This window comes from Tabrizicola aquatica (assembly GCF_002900975.1).
Classification (GTDB): domain Bacteria; phylum Pseudomonadota; class Alphaproteobacteria; order Rhodobacterales; family Rhodobacteraceae; genus Tabrizicola; species Tabrizicola aquatica.
Window position 1 is genome coordinate 194,633 of record NZ_PJON01000002.1, and the last position, 17,678, is coordinate 212,310.

Annotated in this window: 19 protein-coding genes; 14 read left to right on the forward strand and 5 right to left on the reverse strand. The window is 66.4% G+C overall.

What is annotated here, in order from left to right; translation table 11 throughout:
• The first annotated feature begins 35 nt into the window (after positions 1-35).
• From urtC to CXR42_RS09350, 4 genes are read left to right on the forward strand one after another with little or no spacing between them, the layout of a single operon-like run.
• Complete coding sequence (urtC, locus tag CXR42_RS09335; protein ID WP_103257278.1) at positions 36-1,301, forward strand: urea ABC transporter permease subunit UrtC; 1,266 nt, start codon at positions 36-38, stop codon at positions 1,299-1,301.
• A complete protein-coding gene (gene urtD / locus CXR42_RS09340) occupies positions 1,298-2,041 on the forward strand; it encodes an urea ABC transporter ATP-binding protein UrtD (protein ID WP_103257279.1) in 744 nt (247 codons plus the stop codon). The genes urtC and urtD overlap by 4 nt, the downstream gene beginning before the upstream one ends.
• A complete protein-coding gene (urtE, locus tag CXR42_RS09345) occupies positions 2,041-2,736 on the forward strand; it encodes an urea ABC transporter ATP-binding subunit UrtE (RefSeq protein ID WP_180996016.1) in 696 nt (231 codons plus the stop codon). Before urtD ends, urtE begins: the two co-directional genes overlap by 1 nt.
• Positions 2,737-2,795: 59 nt before the next feature.
• The gene (locus CXR42_RS09350) at positions 2,796-3,809 is read left to right on the forward strand and encodes a hydroxyacid dehydrogenase (RefSeq protein ID WP_103257281.1); all 1,014 of its coding nucleotides are present in this window, start codon (positions 2,796-2,798) and stop codon (positions 3,807-3,809) included.
• On the opposite strand, the gene CXR42_RS09355 is transcribed toward CXR42_RS09350, so the two are convergent.
• A complete protein-coding gene (locus tag CXR42_RS09355; protein WP_245875400.1) occupies positions 3,806-4,240 on the reverse strand; it encodes a DMT family transporter in 435 nt (144 codons plus the stop codon). The two genes, CXR42_RS09350 and CXR42_RS09355, sit on opposite strands and share 4 nt — an antisense overlap.
• Positions 4,241-4,423: 183 nt before the next feature.
• Here CXR42_RS09355 and CXR42_RS09360 point away from each other — a divergent pair, with 183 nt between their 5' ends.
• From CXR42_RS09360 to CXR42_RS09390, 7 genes are all read left to right on the forward strand, one after another.
• The gene (locus CXR42_RS09360) at positions 4,424-5,323 is read left to right on the forward strand and encodes a LysR family transcriptional regulator (RefSeq protein ID WP_103257283.1); all 900 of its coding nucleotides are present in this window, start codon (positions 4,424-4,426) and stop codon (positions 5,321-5,323) included.
• The gene (locus CXR42_RS09365) at positions 5,320-6,330 is read left to right on the forward strand and encodes a hypothetical protein (RefSeq protein ID WP_103257284.1); all 1,011 of its coding nucleotides are present in this window, start codon (positions 5,320-5,322) and stop codon (positions 6,328-6,330) included. The genes CXR42_RS09360 and CXR42_RS09365 overlap by 4 nt, the downstream gene beginning before the upstream one ends.
• Positions 6,331-6,498: 168 nt before the next feature.
• Positions 6,499-7,656 carry an ABC transporter substrate-binding protein gene (locus tag CXR42_RS09370; protein WP_103257285.1) on the forward strand — a complete coding sequence of 386 codons (1,158 nt, stop codon included), beginning with the start codon at positions 6,499-6,501 and terminating at the stop codon, positions 7,654-7,656.
• 89 nt (positions 7,657-7,745) lie between these two features.
• Positions 7,746-8,732, forward strand: coding sequence for an ABC transporter ATP-binding protein (locus CXR42_RS09375; RefSeq protein WP_103257286.1), 987 nt, complete (start codon positions 7,746-7,748; stop codon positions 8,730-8,732).
• Positions 8,733-8,943: 211 nt separating this feature from the next.
• Entirely contained in the window at positions 8,944-9,882 is a 939-nt protein-coding gene (locus CXR42_RS09380) for an ABC transporter permease (RefSeq protein ID WP_103257287.1), read from the forward strand.
• Positions 9,872-10,675, forward strand: coding sequence for an ABC transporter permease (locus CXR42_RS09385; protein WP_103257288.1), 804 nt, complete (start codon positions 9,872-9,874; stop codon positions 10,673-10,675). Before CXR42_RS09380 ends, CXR42_RS09385 begins: the two co-directional genes overlap by 11 nt.
• Positions 10,676-10,693: 18 nt before the next feature.
• Positions 10,694-12,118, forward strand: a complete 1,425-nt coding sequence (locus CXR42_RS09390; RefSeq protein ID WP_103257729.1) for a gamma-aminobutyraldehyde dehydrogenase — start codon at positions 10,694-10,696, stop codon at positions 12,116-12,118.
• A 128-nt stretch (positions 12,119-12,246) separates the two neighbouring features.
• Here CXR42_RS09390 and CXR42_RS09395 read toward each other — a convergent pair whose 3' ends face one another.
• Positions 12,247-12,996 (reverse strand): DUF1013 domain-containing protein, encoded by a 750-nt coding sequence (locus tag CXR42_RS09395; RefSeq protein WP_103257730.1) that lies wholly within the window; start codon positions 12,994-12,996, stop codon positions 12,247-12,249.
• A 131-nt stretch (positions 12,997-13,127) separates the two neighbouring features.
• On the opposite strand from CXR42_RS09395, the gene CXR42_RS09400 reads away from it, so the two are divergent.
• A complete protein-coding gene (locus tag CXR42_RS09400; protein WP_103257289.1) occupies positions 13,128-13,766 on the forward strand; it encodes a ribonuclease T2 family protein in 639 nt (212 codons plus the stop codon).
• A 216-nt stretch (positions 13,767-13,982) separates the two neighbouring features.
• Here the strand turns inward: CXR42_RS09400 and CXR42_RS09405 are convergent, their stop codons facing one another.
• Positions 13,983-14,975 carry an NAD(P)H-quinone oxidoreductase gene (locus CXR42_RS09405; RefSeq protein ID WP_103257290.1) on the reverse strand — a complete coding sequence of 331 codons (993 nt, stop codon included), beginning with the start codon at positions 14,973-14,975 and terminating at the stop codon, positions 13,983-13,985.
• Positions 14,976-15,005: 30 nt separating this feature from the next.
• Positions 15,006-15,677 carry a COQ9 family protein gene (locus CXR42_RS09410; protein ID WP_103257291.1) on the reverse strand — a complete coding sequence of 224 codons (672 nt, stop codon included), beginning with the start codon at positions 15,675-15,677 and terminating at the stop codon, positions 15,006-15,008.
• A 103-nt stretch (positions 15,678-15,780) separates the two neighbouring features.
• Here CXR42_RS09410 and rpsU point away from each other — a divergent pair, with 103 nt between their 5' ends.
• Together rpsU and CXR42_RS09420 are read left to right on the forward strand one after the other, a co-directional pair.
• A complete protein-coding gene (gene rpsU / locus CXR42_RS09415) occupies positions 15,781-15,987 on the forward strand; it encodes a 30S ribosomal protein S21 (protein ID WP_008027119.1) in 207 nt (68 codons plus the stop codon).
• A 118-nt stretch (positions 15,988-16,105) separates the two neighbouring features.
• A complete protein-coding gene (locus CXR42_RS09420) occupies positions 16,106-17,119 on the forward strand; it encodes an NAD-dependent epimerase/dehydratase family protein (protein ID WP_103257292.1) in 1,014 nt (337 codons plus the stop codon).
• On the opposite strand, the gene CXR42_RS09425 is transcribed toward CXR42_RS09420, so the two are convergent.
• On the reverse strand, positions 17,116-17,574 hold the full coding sequence (locus tag CXR42_RS09425) for an Lrp/AsnC family transcriptional regulator (RefSeq protein WP_103257293.1): 459 nt from the start codon (positions 17,572-17,574) through the stop codon (positions 17,116-17,118). The two genes, CXR42_RS09420 and CXR42_RS09425, sit on opposite strands and share 4 nt — an antisense overlap.
• Between the last annotated feature and the right edge of the window lie 104 nt (positions 17,575-17,678).

Consider the following 17,678-nt stretch of genomic DNA (forward strand, 5'->3'; position numbering starts at 1 on the left):
GTCGACCATCGGTTCCGCCATCGGTTCAAGGACCGATGGGCGACGGGGCTGGCCCCCGGTCCGACGGCAAGTCGAAAAGCTTCTTTGCCCAGAACCCCTCGGCGCTGATCTTCATCGCCTTCCTGGCCGCGTTCACCCTGATCGTCACCCTTTTGTCCGAGGCTTATGGCGTGGGGTTCCTCTCCACCTCTTTCGTCAAGACGCTGGGCAAGACGCTGTGCCTTTGCCTTGTCGCGCTCGCGATGGACCTGATCTGGGGCTATGCCGGAATCCTCTCCCTCGGCCACATGGCGTTCTTTGCGCTTGGCGGCTACATGATCGGCATGTGGCTGATGTATGCCCGGACCGAGGAAATCGTGGTCCAGGCGCTGGCGCAGGGCGGGTTGCCCGCGACGCCCGAGGAGGTCAGCCAGGGCATCGCCACGCAGATCTTTGGCGTGGTGGGGTCGTCGGACCTGCCGGCGATCTGGGCCTTTGCGCATTCGCTGCCCCTGCAACTGCTGCTGGCGCTGGCGGTGCCGGGCGTGCTGGCGCTGGTCTTTGGCTGGCTGGCGTTCCGGTCCCGTGTCACCGGGGTCTATCTGTCGATCCTGACCCAGGCGATGACGCTGGCGCTGGCGCTGTACCTGTTCCAGAACGACAGCGGGTTGCGCGGCAACAATGGGCTGTCGGGGCTGCAGAACCTGCCGGGGCTGGGCGACGCCTCGCAGGATCTGGTGTCGGTCTGGTTCCTCTGGGCCTCGGCGCTGGCGCTGGGGCTGGGGTATCTGGCGCTGGCCTGGGTCGTCTCGGGCAAGTTCGGCAGCGTCATCCGCGCCATCCGAGACGACGAGGCGCGGGTGCGGTTCCTGGGCTATGCGGTCGAGACCTACAAGCTGTTCGTCTTTACCCTGACCGCCGTGATCGCCGCGCTGGCGGGGGTGCTGTACTATCCGCAGGCGGGCATCATCAACCCGGCGGAACTGGCGCCCATCGCGTCGATCTATCTGGCGGTCTGGGTCGCCATCGGCGGGCGCGGGCGGCTGTATGGCGCGGTGATCGGGGCGGCGTTTGTGTCCCTACTGTCGTCGCTGTTCACCTCGGGCCGGTTGCCGGACATTCCGCTGGGTCCGGTCGCCCTGAACTGGGTGGACTGGTGGCTGGTGATCCTGGGCCTGGCCTTCGTCGCCGTCACGCTTCTGGCGCCCAAGGGGATCGGCGGGCTGTTCGACCGGTTCCAGCACATCCGCCCGCCGGATCGGAAGGGCGCGGCGCTGGGTCCGAACGACGGGGCCTTGCAGGAACAGGAGGCGCGGGAATGAGCGCGCTGCTGGAGGTTTCGGGCGTCTCGGTCACCTTCGACGGGTTCCGCGCGATCAACAACCTGTCGTTCAGCATCGGCCCGGCCGAGTTGCGCGCGATCATCGGGCCGAACGGGGCGGGCAAGACCACCTTCATGGACATCGTCACCGGCAAGACCCGTCCGGACGCGGGCCGGGTGACCTTTGGCGAACGCTCGATCTCGCTTCTGGGGATGAACGAGGCGCGGATCGCGCGCGAAGGCATCGGCCGCAAGTTCCAGCGCCCCACGGTGTTCGAGGACCAGACGGTCGAGGACAACCTGATCCTGGCGCTGAAGGCGAACCGCAGCCCCTGGGCCGTGCTGTTCTGGCGACCCAAGGCCGCCGACATGGACCGGGTGCAGGCCCTGGCCGAGGAGGTGGGCCTGGGCGACCAGTTGCACCGCAAGTCGGGCGAGCTGTCGCACGGGCAGAAGCAATGGCTGGAAATCGCAATGCTGCTGGCGCAGGAGCCTCGGCTTTTGCTGGTGGACGAACCCGCCGCCGGGATGACCCCTGCCGAGCGCGAGCAGACGACGGCCCTGCTGGTCAGCCTGGCGAAAACCCGCGCCGTGGTGGTGGTGGAGCATGACATGGAGTTCATCCGCCGCCTGAACTGCCGGGTCACGGTCCTGCACGAAGGCAGCGTGCTGGCCGAAGGCTCGCTGGACCATGTCACCCGCGATCCGCAAGTGATCGCCGTTTACCTGGGGCGCGGCTGATGCTTTCCACGACCGGACTGACCTTGCATTACGGCGGCAGCCAGATCCTGCACGGCATCGACTTTGCCGCCAAGGCGGGCGAAGTGACCTGCATCATGGGGCCGAACGGGGTGGGCAAGACCTCGTTCCTGAAGGCGCTGGCGGGGACGCATCCCCGGTCCGGGGGCGGCGTGACGCTGGCGGGCGAGGCGTTGCCGGTCCTGCGGGCGCAGGACATGGCGCGGCGCGGGCTTTCGGTGGTGCCGCAGGGGCGGATGATCTTTCCGCTGCTGACCGTGCGCGAAAACCTGGAGACCGCCTTTGCCGTGCTGCCCAAGGCGGAAGCCCAGATCCCGGACGAGGTGTTCACCCTGTTCCCGATCCTGAAAAGCTTTCTGCACCGCCGGGGGGGCGATCTGTCGGGCGGGCAGCAGCAGCAGCTTGCCATCGCCCGCGCGCTGATCATGCAGCCGAAGGTCCTGCTTCTGGACGAGCCGACCGAAGGCATCCAGCCCAACATCATCCAGCAGATCGGCGAGGTGATCGACTATCTGAAGGCCAAGGGCGACATGGCCGTGGTGCTGGTGGAACAGTATTTCGACTTTGCCTGGGCGCGCGCCGATCAGGTCTATGTCCTGCGCCGGGGGGCGGTGGCGCTGGAAGGCCGGAAGGACGCGCTGGAGCGGGACGTGCTGCACCGCGAGGTTTCGGTCTGACCTTGTTGCGCGGGGCAGGGTTGGCCTAAGGTGGCGGGGAACCGGAAGGACCCCTTGCCATGCGCGTGCTGTACGATCCCGAACCCCGGGCGACCGATGAAATCTTCTCGGCCGAGGCGCTGGCCGAATTGCGGTCGCGCTATCAGGTGACGGAATGGCAGGGCGAGGACCGCGAGGCCTTCTATGCCGCCCATCTGCCGGGGACCGACATCCTGATCTCGCAACAGGCGATGGGCGCGGACCGGCTGGCGATGGCGCCGAAGTTGCGCGCGATCTTCAACGTCGAGACGAATTTCCTGCCGAACGTGGATTATGATGAATGTTTCCGGCGCGGCGTGCATGTGCTGGCCCCCGGCGCGGTCTTTGCCGCCCCGGTGGCCGAGATGGCGCTGGGGATGGCGCTAAGCCTGGCGCGGAACATCCATGGCGAACATGCGGCCTTCCTGACGGGGCAGGAAAAATGGCTGTTCGACGGCAACCGGCAGTCGGAACTGCTGGCGGGATCGACCGTGGGGATCATCGGGTTCGGCGACCTGGGGCGGGCGTTGCACCGGCTGCTCGCGCCCTTTGGCTGCCGGGTGCAGGTCTTTGACCCCTGGCTGCCCCCCGGCCACCTGCGCCGCCTGGGGGTAGAGCCGGTGGCGTTCGATGCGCTGATGTCGGGCAACCGCTTTGTCTTTGTCATGGCGGCGATCACCACGGCCAATGCGGGGATGATCGACGCGAATGCATTGGCGCTGATGCAGCCGGGGGCGATGCTGTTGCTGATGTCACGCGCGGCGGCGGCGGATTTCCCGGCGCTGACCGAGGCTGCCCGGACCGGCCGGGTGCGCGTGGCGACCGACGTGTTTCCGGTCGAGCCGCTGCCGCAGGACGACCCGATCCGCCAGACCCCGAACATGCTGTTCTCGCCGCACCGCGCGGGCGCGCTGACCTTCGCGCTGCGCGAGATCGGCACCCGGGTGCTGGAGGATATGGACCTGGTCGCGCGCGGGTTGCCCCCGGTCGCCTGCCGCCGCGCGGAACGCGAGACGGTGGCGATGATGCGGTCAAAGCCGGTGGATCGGTCCTAAAGCCGCGACAGCACCAGACCGCCCAGGACCATCCCCGCCGCCGCGATGCGGGTGGGCGTGATCTCGCGCACCGCCATGCCCAGGATGCCGGTGGCGTCGATGACCAGCGCCGCCGCCATCTGCCCGAAGACCAGCGCCGCGACCAGGGTGACCACGCCCAGCGAGGCCACGCCCCAGACGGCGGCAAAGACATACCAGGCGCCAAGAAGGCCGCCCAGCAGCGTCCAGGTGGGGACTTGGCCCAGCTTCAAATAGGCGCCGCCCTGCCCCTGCACGACGGACACGGCAAGCAACACCAGGAATCCCACCCCGAAGGACACCGCCGCCGCCGGAACCGGCGCGCCCAACCCCCGGCCAAGCGCCGCGTTGATCGGGGCCTGCACCGCGATTGCCACCCCGCCCAGCGCCACCGCTGCAACTGCCAACCACATGCCTGTCTCCATCGCTGCCCGCACCCTAGAAACCACGCGAGGGTCGCCGCAACAACCTGCGCGTTTGCACGCTTGCCCTGCGGCGCGGAATCCGCAGACTGGCGGGGTCTTTCTCTTCCTCAAATATCCCACGGGGGTGCGGGGGTGTGAAACCCCCGCCGCCGCCGGCAACCCGAGCCACGCATGGCCTTCACGCTGCGCCAGTTGCAATTCTTCGTCGCCGCCGCCGAGGCCGGGTCCGTCTCGGGCGCGGCGCGGGCCTTGTCGATCAGCCAGTCCTCGGTGACCGAGGCGATCCGGGGACTGGAGGATGACCTGGGCGTGATCCTGTTCGACCGGCAGGCGCGGGGCCTGCTGATCACGCACAAGGGGTCGGCCTTCCTGCGCCATGCCCGCAAGATCCTGGCCGATGTGGCCACCGCACGGACGGCTTTTCAAGAGGAGGCCGAGGCCGCGACCGGGCGGTTGTCGCTGGGGGTGACCAGCCTGGTGGCGGGCTATGTGCTGTCGGACATCCTGGCCCGCTATCGCCGCGCCTTTCCGCAGATCGAGCTGAACGTGATCGAGGATAACGGCGACTACCTGCAGCATCTTCTGATCGGGGGCGAGCTGGACGTGGCGGTCCTGCTGACCTCGTCGGTCAAGGACCGGCTAGCGCTGAATGTGGAAACCCTGCTCGTCTCGCCCTATCGGCTGTGGATGCCGTTGGGCCATCCGCTGGCGCAACAGGAATCGATCACGCTGGAAGAACTGGCCGGTCAGCCGCTGATCCAGCTGATGGTGGACGAGATCGAGGAATCGACCCGCCGCCTGACGGCTGCCCTGCCAGTCAAGCCGCAGATCACCTTCCGCACCCGTAGCGTCGAGGCGGTGCGGTCGCTGGTCGCCACGGGCGCGGGCCTCGCCATCCTGCCCAGCCTGGTCTACCGCCCCTGGAGCCTGGAAGGCGACCGGATCGAGATCCGCGATGTGTCGGGCGACCTGCCCAGTGTGCAGGTGGGTCTGGCCTGGCGCAAGGGCGCGCCGCTGTCGGCCCCGGCGCATAACTTCGTCCGCTCGGCCCAGGCCGGGAATACCCCGTGAGGCTGCTGCTGCACCTGGGCCAGGTCAAGACCGGCTCGACCGCGCTGCAACAGGGCCTGCATGGCGCGTCGCGGGACCTGCGGGCGCGGGGTGTCCTGTATCCCCGGTTCGGTGGCCGGGCCATCGCCCATCACGCGCTGCTTCCCCTGTGCGAGGACCCGAACCGCCTGCCAGCCTGGTCCTTGCAGGATCAGGGCGGGGCCGAGACCGCCGCGCTGCACGCCTGGGAGGTGTGGAATCGAACCTGCGAGGCGGTTCTGGCCGATCCGCCCAAGGTCATGGTCCTGTCCAGCGAATTGCTGATCCAGCACACCCGCCCCCGCGCGAAACAGCGGCTGGCCGACATTCTGGCGGAACTGACGCCCGACCTGATGCCGGTGATTTATGTCCGCCACCCCGTCGCGCATTTCCGCGCGCGGTTGCAGGAATGGCTGAAGGTCGAAAGCGCCCCCTTGCCCGTGGTCGAGCCGACCCTGCGCGCGGCGATCCTGGACTGTGAGTCCAGCTTTGGCACCCCGCCGCACCTGGTGGCCTATGACCGCGCGGGGCTGCTGGGTGGCGGCATCGTCCGGGATTTCGCCACCCGTTTCCTGGCCGACCATCTCTGCCCGGACGACCTGCCCCAGGCCGAGGTCAATGCCGGACTGTCGGCCGAGGCCTTGGTCCTGCTGGCCCGGTTGCGCGCCGAAGCCGGGCATGTCCCCGACTCCGCGCGGCGGGTGGCCCGCCTGATCGCGCCCTTGGCGGCGCTGGACCGCAGCGATCCCCCGGACCGGCCGCTGACCCTGTTGCCCGACGTCGCGCAAGCTGTCCTTCGGGCCGCCACGTGCCACCACTGGCTGGCCGAGACCGGCCGGCTGCATCTGCCGGGCCTGGACACCCGCCAGATCGACGGCAGCGCCCTGCCCGACTGGCTGCTGACCGCGCCACCCGAGAGCCTGTTCCTGCATGATCCGGCCCGGTTGCTCCGCCTGCGCGAGAGCCTGACGCGGGTCGATCCGACCTGATTGCAGGTTTGCACCTGGGACAGTGATCCATCGGAAAATCCGATACCATGCATCCATCTTTTGCATTTGCGATTCCTGCGCGCCTGCGTAGCTTGCTCACATGACCGGAATACCGGCGCGCCGCCCCGGCCCCGTGTCGCGGGCGGCCCAACCCCAGGGAGTGATGCAATGCAGACCATGAAACTGATGGCAACCACCGCGCTGTGCGCCTGGACCGCGATTACCCCGGCCCTGGCCCAGGTCACCGAGATCGGTGCCCCGGAAGGCCAGGTGAACATCGTCGCCTGGCCCGGCTATATCGAGCGCGGCGAGACGGTGAAGGAATTCGACTGGGTCACCAAGTTCGAGGCGGCCTCCGGCTGCAAGGTGAACGTCAAGACCGCCAACACCAGCGACGAGATGGTGGCGCTGATGAACGAGGGCGGGTTCGACCTGGTCACCGCCTCGGGCGATGCCAGCTTGCGCCTTGTGGCGGGCGACCGCGTGCAGCCGATCAATACCGACCTGATCCCGTCCTGGTCGACGGTGGACGAGCGGCTGAAGTCGGCGCCCTGGCATACGGTGGACGGCGTCCATTACGGCGTGCCCTACATGTGGGGGCCGAATGTCCTGATGTACAACTCGGAAGTGTTCAAGGAACCGCCGACCAGCTGGAACGTCGTGTTCGAGGAGCAGACCCTGCCGGACGGCCAGTCGAACAAGGGGCGTGTGCAGGCCTATGACGGCCCGATCCACATCGCCGACGCCGCGCAATACCTGATGTTCCACAAACCGGAACTGGGGATCACCTCGCCCTACGAGCTGAACGAAGAGCAGTACAAGGCCGCACTGGACCTGCTGCGCGGTCAGCGTGAGCTGGTCAGCCGCTACTGGCACGACGCCTTCATCCAGATCGACGACTTCAAGAACGAAGGCGTGGTCGCCTCGGGCTCCTGGCCGTTCCAGCGCAACCTGTTGCAGGCGGACGGCCAGCCGATCGCATCGGTGATCCCGCAGGAAGGCGCGACGGGCTGGGCCGACACGACGATGATGCATGTCGACGCGGCGAACCCGAATTGCTCGTACCTGTGGATGGAACATACGCTGTCGTCGAACCTGCAATCCGACCTGGCGGTCTGGTTCGGGGCGAACCCCTCGGTTCCGGCGGCCTGCACCGACGGACGCGGCATGTCGACGGCCGAGACCTGCACCGGAAACGGGATGGACGATTTCGACAAGATCCGGTTCTGGACCACCCCGGTATCGAACTGCAGCCAGGGTGAAGGCGCCTGCGTGCCCTATTACCGCTGGGTCAGCGACTATATCGGCGTGATCGGCGGCCGCTGATCCTTTGACCAGGGTGGGCGGATCGCCCACCCTACTCCCCTGTTTTCCCTGACCAGTGGTGCGCCTTTTGCGCACCCAACGGATGCTCCATGACCGCAGCTGTCGAGTTCCAAGATGTTTCGCGCCATTTCGGCCCCGTCCGGGCGGTCGATGGCGTGGACCTGACCATCGCCGAGGGGTCATTCTTCGCCATGCTTGGCCCATCAGGGTCAGGCAAGACCACCTGCCTGCGGCTGATCTCGGGGTTCGAAAAGCCCACGGGCGGTGCGATCCGCATCTTCGGCGAGGATGTGTCGAACACGCCGCCTCATCTGCGCAACGTGAACACGGTGTTCCAGGATTATGCCCTTTTCCCGCATCTGAACGTGCGCGACAACGTGGCCTACGGGCTGATGGTCAAAGGCGTGGGTCGCGCCGCGCGTCATGCCAAGGCCGAGGAGATGCTGGCGCTGGTCAAGCTGGACGGCTACGGCGACCGCAAACCCGCCCAGCTATCCGGGGGCCAGCGGCAACGCGTGGCCCTGGCGCGGGCGCTGGTGAATGAGCCCCGCGTGCTGCTGCTGGACGAACCCCTGGGCGCGCTGGACCTTAAACTGCGCGAGGCAATGCAGGACGAGCTGAAGGCACTCCAGCACAAGCTGGGGCTGACCTTCGTGTTCGTCACCCATGACCAGCACGAGGCCCTGTCGATGGCCGACAGCCTCGCCGTCTTCAATGAAGGCAAGATCGCCCAGATCGGCTCTCCGCAGGATATCTACGACCGCCCTGCCACGCGGTTCGTCGCGGATTTCGTCGGCTCGTCCAATGTCCTGCCCCCCGACCTCACCCGCGCCCTTGGCGGTCCGGCACAATGGGCCAGCCTTCGCCCCGAGGCGACGCGCCTTGCGGCGACAGGCCCGGTCTCAGGCACCGTCACCGCGCTGCGCTACCTTGGATCCGGCACCCGCGTCGTGATCCACACGGGCGCGACCGAGATCGCGGCGCTGGTTCCCGCCGGCCAACCCGTTCCGGCCGAGGGCGCGACCACCGCCATCGCCTTCGAGCCGCAGGCCCTGCACCTGATGGGAACCAACTGATGCCTGGCTTCCAGCGGCAGAGGGGGGCGCAGCCCCCCGCCTTCGGCTCCCCCCGGGATATTTGCGGACAGAAAATGCACTGTCGGCAATCACATTTTCTGTCTGCAAATATCCCCGCCGGAGGCTCCGCCATCGGTCCCCAACCCAACCTCGCAGAACCAGGCGCCCAAAATTCTTCCTTCAAGAATTTTGTGGATCAAGGGGCGCGCCGATGACCGCCCCTGCGATCCTGCCCGCAAAGGGGGCGGCAGACCGGCTGACCGGAGTGTTCTGGCGGCGGCCGGGGCTCCTCCTTCTCCTTCTCGTCACCCCACCGCTTCTTTGGCTTGGCGTGGTCTACCTCGGCTCGCTCGCCGCCCTTCTTCTTCAATCCTTCTACTCGATCGACGAGTTCTCGGGCGTGGTGAAGGAAGAGTTCACGCTCAAGACCTATGCCGAACTGTTCCGGGCGCAGAATCTGGACATCATCCTGCGGACGGTGGTCATGGCGACGGCGGTCACCTTGGCCTGCGCGGTCCTCGCCTTCCCCATCGCCTATTATGCCGCCCGTTATGCCAAGGGCCCGTGGAAGGCCGCCTTCTACCTTGGGGTCATGCTGCCGCTGTGGTCGTCCTATCTGGTCAAGGTCTATGCCTGGAAGCTGATCCTGGCGAAGGAGGGTATCCTGGGCTGGGCGGCGGAAGGCACGGGGACCGGGTTCATCATCGACGGCATCCTGTCGGTCCCCTTCCTGGAAGGCTCGTCCCTGTCGACCTCACCCTTCGGGACCTTCTTGGTCTTTGTCTACATCTGGCTGCCCTACATGATCCTGCCCATGCAGGCGGCGCTGGAGCGGGTGCCGAATTCGATGCTGGAGGCCTCGGCCGACCTTGGCGCGACCCGCAGCCAGACCTTCCGCACGGTGATCCTGCCGCTCGCGCTGCCGGGGGTGATCGCCGGGTCGATCTTCACCTTCTCGCTGACGCTGGGCGACTACATCATCCCGCAGATCGTGGGGGACAGCTCGCGCTTCATCGGGCTGACAGTCTATCAACTGCAAGGCACGGCAGGAAACACGCCCTTGGCCGCCGCTTTTGCGGTGGTGCCGATCCTGATCATGCTGGTCTACCTGTCGCTGGCCAAACGGGCGGGGGCGTTCGATGCGCTCTGAAGCTTCCTGGGGTCTGAAGCTGGCGGCGTTGGGGGGCCTTCTGTTCCTTCACCTGCCGATCCTGCTGATCTTTCTTTACGCTTTCACGACGGAAGAGCGCAGCTATGCCTTCCCGCCGCCGGGCTATACCACCCAGTGGTTCGGCGTCGCCTGGAACCGCGAGGATATCTGGCCGCCCCTGTGGCTGTCCCTGAAGGTTGCGGCGATCTCCACCCTGATGGCGATGATCCTGGGGACGCTGGCCGCCGCCGCGATGGCGCGGGCGCGGTTCTTCGGGCGGGATCAAGTGTCGCTGCTGATCCTGCTGCCCATCGCTTTGCCTGGCGTCATTACCGGGATGTCGCTGCGGTCGGCCTTCGGGGTCATGGACATCCCGTTCAGCACCTGGACCATCGTCCTGGGCCACGCGACCTTCTGCATCGTCATCGTCTACAACAACGCCATCGCCCGGATGCGGCGTTTGTCGGGCGGCATCCTGGAGGCGAGCGCGGACCTTGGTGCCAACAGTTTCCAGACCTTTCGCTACGTCCTGCTGCCGAACCTCGGCTCGGCGCTTCTGGCGGGCGGGATGCTGGCCTTTGCGCTGAGCTTCGACGAGGTCATCGTCACCACCTTCACCGCGGGCCAGCAATCCACCCTGCCGATCTGGATGCTGAACGAGCTTGTCCGACCGCGTCAGCGCCCCGTCACCAATGTCGTCGCCATCGTGGTCTTTGCGGCCACCTTCGTGCCGATCCTCATCGCCTACTACCTCACCCGCGGCGGGTCCGAGACCGCCGGCATGGGCAAATAGGGAGACCTAGACATGACCATCCAGACCAAGTTCCTGATCGGCAGCGCCTTCGAGGCGGGCCAGGAAGCGGCCGAGCAGATCCTGAACCCGCGCACCGGGGGGCTGATCCTGGAGGTGCCCGAGGCCTCGACCGCGCAGTTGGATCGTGCTGTGGCGGCCGCACGCAAGGCGTTCGAAGGCTGGTCGCGGACCACTCCGGCCGAGCGGTCGGCGGCGCTGTTGCAGATCGCCGACCGGATCGAGGCCGAGGCGGATGCCTTTGCGCAGCTTGAGGCGCTGAACTGCGGCAAGCCGATCAACGCGGCGCGGAATGACGAGATTCCGGCCATCGTGGACTGCTTCCGCTACTTCGCCGGTGCGGTGCGCTGCATGACGGGCACGGTGGCGGGGGAGTATCTGTCGGGCCATACCTCGATGATCCGGCGCGATCCGGTGGGGGTGGTGGCGTCGATTGCGCCCTGGAATTATCCGCTGATGATGATGGCCTGGAAACTGGGCCCCGCCATCGGCGGCGGGAACACGGTGGTGTTCAAGCCGAGCGAGCAGACCCCGCTGACCGCTTTGAAACTGGCGCAGATCCTGGCGGACGTGCTGCCCGAGGGCGTGGTCAACGTGATCGCGGGGCGCGGGCAGACGGTGGGCAGCTACCTGATCAACCATCCGCAGGTGGACATGATCTCCCTCACCGGCGACGTGGCGACCGGCAAGAAGATGCTGGATGCCGCCGCCAAGACGGTGAAGCGCACGCATCTGGAACTGGGGGGCAAGGCCCCCGTGGTGGTCTTTGACGACGCCGATGTCAGCGCGGTGGTCGAGGGGCTGCGGGCCTTCAGCTTCTACAACGCCGGTCAGGACTGCACCGCAGCCTGCCGGGTCTATGCCGGGAAGAAGATCTACGACAACCTTGTCGCGGACCTTACCTCGGCGGCGTCGTCCATCGTTCTGGGGGCCGAGGACGACGCCACCAACGAAATCGGGCCGCTGATCAGCCAGCGCCAGCGGGACCGGGTGGCCAGCTTCGTCAACCGCGCGAGGGAGTTGAATCACGTCCAGATCACCACGGGCGGCGAGGCGATGGAGCAGGGGTTCTACTACCGCCCCACTGTCGTTGCCGGGGCCAAGCAGGACGACGAGATCGTCCGGCGCGAGGTCTTTGGGCCGGTGGTCAGCGTGACGCCGTTCAGCGACGTGGACGAGGCTGTGGGTTGGGCCAACGACAGCGACTACGGGCTGGCGTCGTCAGTCTGGACCCGCGACGTGGGTCGGGCGATGGCGACGGCGGCGCGGCTGCGCTATGGCTGCACCTGGATCAACACGCATTTCATGCTGACCAACGAGATGCCGCACGGCGGGCTGAAGCAATCCGGCTATGGCAAGGACATGTCGGCCTATGCGCTGGAGGATTATACGGTCGTCCGGCATGTGATGGTGAAGCACGGGTAGCCTCCTCGTGCGACTTCGTCTTCTCGTCGGGACGTAGCGAGGAGCGGCGAAGCCGAACGACGAGCGGGTACGCAAAGCAAAACCCCGGCCCCTTGCGGACCGGGGTTTCCAAATTCCACGGGGCCGGATCAGCGGCGGTGGTCGTCCTCGTCCTCGTCGTCGTCGTGGCCGCCGGCGGGAAGGTTGAAGAAGCTGTCGGCGTCCGAGAAGTCGCCAGCCGGGCTGTCGTCCTTTTCTTCGTCGCCAAAGACCTCAAGCCCGGTGGGCAGCTTCGGCTCGGTCGCCATGCCGAGAGACTGCTCGGTCGACACCAGCTTGCGGCGTTCGTCGTCGGACATGACCGTGCCCTCGGCGGCCTTCTTGCGGGCGGCGGCCTGGACGGCGGTGTCAAGCTCGGACTGTTTGCACAGGCCAAGGGCAACGGGGTCGATCGGCTGGATCGAGCCGATGTTCCAGTGGGTGCGTTCACGGATCGACTGGATCGTCGGCTTGGTGGTGCCGACCAGCTTACCGATGGCGCCGTCGCTGAGTTCCGGGTGGAACTTGACCAGCCACAGGATCGCGGCCGGGCGATCCTGGCGCTTGGACAGCGGGGTATAGCGCGGGCCGCGGCGCTTTTCCTCGCCCACGGCGGCGGCGTTGAACTTGAGCTTCATCCGATACAGCGGATCGGCCTGGGCGCGGGTGATCTCGATCGCGTCAAGCTGGTTGTTCGCGATCGGGTCAAAGCCCTTGACCCCGGCCGCCACGTCGCCGTCGGCGATGCCCTGCACCTCAAGCTCGTGCATCCCGCAGAAATCGGCGATCTGGGCGAAGCTGAGGGTCGTGTTGTCGACCAGCCAGACGGCGGTCGCCTTGGCCATGAGAGGCTTTGACATCGACATCGGATCTCTCCTTTACAAATCTCTCCCGGGCCGGGAAAACGGCTGCGGGCGGGGCCCGCGAGTTCCACGATTTCGGGGAATTCAGACGTCCATATAAGGCCAGTCGGGCAGAAGGAAAAGCGGAAATGCGGACGGTCCTGGCTTTGCTTGCTGCGCTGTGGCTGGCCCCGGCGGCAAGGGCCGAGGGAGAGCGGGCGGGGGATTTCGATTACTATGTCCTGGCGCTGTCCTGGTCGGCCGCCTGGTGCGCGCTGGAGGGCGACGCGCGGGATGACCCGCAATGCGACGCCGGGCGCGGGCTGACCTTTGTCCTGCACGGGCTTTGGCCGCAGTACGACGACGGCTGGCCCAGCTTTTGCCGGACCGGCGAACGCGACCCGACGCGGGCGGAAACGGCGGCAATGGCGGATATCATGGGCGGTGCGGGGCTGGCGTTCTATCAGTGGAAGAAACACGGCCGCTGTTCTGGCCTGTCGGCCGCCGGCTATTATCGCGCGGCGCGGGAAGCCTATGACAGCATTGCGATTCCCGACCTGTTCGCCGAAGTCGACCGCCCCCTGACCCTGCCCGCCAGCGTGATCGAGGACGCGCTTCTGGAGACCAATCCCGGGCTGGAGCGGGACGGAATCACCATCACCTGCAAGGCCGGACGGATTCAGGAAGCACGGATCTGTCTGACCCGCGACCTTGCGCCGCGCCGCTGTGGCGCTGATGTGATCCGGGATTGCCGCCTGCCCGACGCGGTGCTGGAGCCGGTCCGCTAGCAGGTTGGCGGGGTCGTCAGGAATGGTGGCTTCGAGGGTAAGTCGACGAAACAAGTTGTACCAATATGCGATGCCAAGGCAGCTGGGGATCTGCCCGACGGCCTAGGATTGAGCAAAAATTCACGACCCCGCCTGATGCTTGTTTAGCAGAGCCTTCTTTCTGGCGCTCGTAAAAGTTGCATGCCGCAGCATTTCACATGGCGTAAGCTGGCGGGCCTAGGTTTCGACCTTGAGGACGATCTTGCCGACATGGCCCTCGGCCTCGATTCGCCAATGCGCGGCGGGGGCGTCGGCCAGGGAATATTCGCTGTCCAGCACCACCCGGAACGCGCCGCGTTCGATCATCGGCCAGACATGCGCTTCAACCTCGCGGGCGATTCGGGCCTTGGCGAGGTCCGATTGCGGCCGCAGGGTAGAGCCGGTGAAGGTCAGCCGGCGGGTCATCAGCTCGGCCCAGTTCAGCGTGACCTTGGGACCTTGCAGGAAGGCGATCTGCACAAGGCGACCGTCGTCGGCCAGGGCCTTGAGGTTCCGTTCGATATAGGGGCCGCCGACCATGTCGAGGATCAGATTCGCGCCGCCCGCATCGCGCAGGACCTGGACGAAATCCTCATTCCGGTAGTTCAGCGCGACTTCGGCGCCAAGGTCGCGGCAGACCTGAACCTTGTCGTCCGAGCCGGCGGTGGCAAAGACGCGGGCGCCCAGGGCCTGGGCGATCTGGATGGCGGTGGTCCCGATGCCCGAGGTGCCGCCGTGGACCAGAAAGCGTTCGCCCGCCTGCAACCCGCCGCGCATGACAACGTTCGACCAGACGGTGAAGCAGGTTTCCGGCAGGCAGGCGGCGTCACGCAGCGACAGGCCGCGCGGAATCGGCAGGGCGTGCGATTCGTGGGTGGCGACGTATTCGGCATAGCCCCCGCCCGGCAGCAGCGCGCAGACCTGATCGCCGATCTGCCAGCGGCTGACGCCCGGCCCGACCTCGACCACCGTGCCGGAACATTCGAGGCCCGGCAGCGGCGAGGCCGAGGCGGGCGGCGCATACATGCCGGCGCGTTGCAGCGCGTCGGGACGGTTCACCCCGGCATAGGCGACGCGGATGATGATCTGGCCGTGGCCTGGCACCGGGACCGGGACCGAGACCGGCTGCAACACATCCGGCCCGCCGGGCTGCGAGATTTCGACGGCAAGCATGGAGTGGGAAAGCGCCATGGGTCAGGTTCCGGCTGGTCGGGGCTTCGGTCAGTCCCGGCGCAGGCCGGGCAGGTTATCTGGCAGCTTGGGTGCCTTGATCCCCTGCATAGCCTTGAACGGGCCCGAGAGCAGCACTTTTCCCAACGGATTTTCCTTGAAATTCGCCTTCAGCTTCTCGAACTGCATGACGCCGTCGATGCGGCGGTCCAGAAACTCCCATGTGTCATGGTGGCCGGTGCTGTCGTCGCCCAGCCAGTACAGCACCGTCGCGCCATAGACGGCCGAAAGCGTGGCGCGCTTGGTGTACCAGTTCAGGTCCTGCGAGCTGTCGCCCAGCGCGGACCAGATCCGGTCGGCCGTGGTCCAGACCGCCCTTGCGCCGTCGGCGGCGTGCTGCGGCAGCGAGAACAGCGTGGTGCCGCGGCGCACCAGTTCGCGGTCCGCAAGGTCAAGGCGGGTGCGGACAGCAAAGGCGATCCGGTCGCGAAAGCGCATGGCTGAAAGGTCGGAGGCGGCAAGCGTTGCCACCATCGCGGCATCACCCCGGGCGTGATAGGCCAAAGCCAGGTCCACCCCGCCGCGCGGGAACAGCGCGCGGGCCAGTGCCGGGTCGATTGCCGCATCCGCAGCAGCGGCGCGCAGGCTGCGGTCTGACCAGCCGTCAAAGGGCACATGGCCCAGCGCCGCATCAAGCAGGCGATCCTTGAGGTCCTGGGTCATCGGCCGTTTCCTTCTTCGGTGGACAAGGGACACCCCCTTTGTTATAGGGCGCACGCCTGCACAAGACAGTGCAACTCTAGCTTAGGAAGGTGGTGACAACCACATGCAGGTCAGCGTCCGCGACAATAACGTCGAACAGGCTCTCCGTGCCCTGAAGAAAAAACTTCAGCGTGAAGGCGTGTTTCGCGAAATGAAGCTTAAGCAGCATTTCGAGAAGCCCTCCGTCAAGAAAGCACGCGAACAAGCCGAAGCCGTGCGCCGTGCAAGGAAACTTGCCCGGAAGAAGCTTCAGCGCGAAGGCGGTCTTTAAGACGTCAAGCGACACTGGGGGAGCGATCCCCGCCCGATCAACCCCCGTCCTTCTGGCCGGGGGTTTTTCATTGACGATGGCCGGTTGGGACGCGAAGGCAAGGGACGGGGGCAGACAGATGCGCAAGGTGCTGATCACGGGAACGGCGGGCTTCATCGGCTTTCATCTGGCGCAACTCTTGCTGGCCGAAGGGGTCCGCGTGGTCGGCTATGACGGGATGACGCCCTATTACGACCCGGCGCTGAAGCGGCGGCGGCATCAGATCCTGCTGCAATCCCCCGGTTTCCGCTGCGAAGAAGGGATGCTGGAGGACATGGACCGACTGCAATCCCTGTGCGAGGCAGAGCAGCCCGACATGATCGTCCACCTCGCCGCGCAGGCCGGCGTGCGCTATTCGCTGGAGAACCCGCGCGCCTATGTCGATGCGAACCTGACCGGCACGTTCAACGTGATGGAGTGTGCGCGGATGCTGGGGGTGGGGCATCTGCTGATGGCCTCGACGTCGTCGGTCTATGGCGCGAATACCGAACTGCCGTTCCGCGAGACGGACAAGACCGATCACCCGCTGACCCTGTACGCCGCGACCAAGAAGGCGAACGAGGCGATGGCGCACAGCTATGCGCATCTGTGGAAGCTGCCGACGACCATGTTCCGCTTCTTCACCGTCTACGGACCTTGGGGGCGCCCCGACATGGCGCTGTTCCGTTTTGTCCGCGCCGCGCTGGAGGGCGAGGCGATCACCGTCTACAACCACGGCCGAATGGCGCGGGATTTCACCTATGTCACCGACCTGGTGCGCGGCATCCGGCTGCTGCTGGACCAGCCACCGGCCCTGCCGGGCGCGGGCGGCGAGCCGATTCCCGGCGACAGCCTAAGCCCCGTCGCCCCGTTCCGCGTGGTGAACATCGGCAACAGCACCCGCGTCCCGCTGATGGAATTCATCGCCGAGATCGAACGCGCCCTGGGCCAGGACATCCGCAAGGACTTTACCGAGATGCACAAGGGCGACGTGCCCGAGACCTGGGCGGATTGCGCGCTGCTGGAGCGGTTGACGGGGTACCGCCCCCAAACCACTGTCCGCGAGGGGGTGGGGCGCTTTGTCGAGTGGTACCGCGACTATCACCAGGTCTAGACCGACAACGCCGTGGTCTTGACCACGGTCCGCAGGGCGAAGGACGACTGCATCTGCCGCACACCGGGCAGGCGCGACAGGAACTGGCGGTGGATGCGGGCAAAGTCCTCGGTATCGGCGGCCATGATCTTCAACAGGTAGTCGGCGGTTCCGGCCATCAGGTGACATTCCAGAAGGTCGGGGACGCGGGCCACCTCGCGCTCGAAGGCGTCCAGCAGATCCTCGGCCTGGCTTTGCAGGGTGATTTCGACAAAGACCGTGGTCATCCGGCCCATGCGGCGGGCGTCCAGCAGGGCGACGTAGCCGGCAATGAACCCCTCTTCCTCCAGTCGCTGCACGCGGCGGTGACAGGCCGAGGGCGAGAGGTTCACCTGTTCCGACAACTCGGCATTGGTGATGCGGCCGTCCTTTTGCATGACGGTCAGGATGCGGCGGTCTGTGGCGTCAAGCTCCATGTTTCGCGCAAGATCCTTCGGCTGATTGGCAGCTATCCGCAGAAATCTATCCTGGGACGGCCGCTGCGTCACCGGGAATTCAAAGCATTGCACGCGAAACAGGA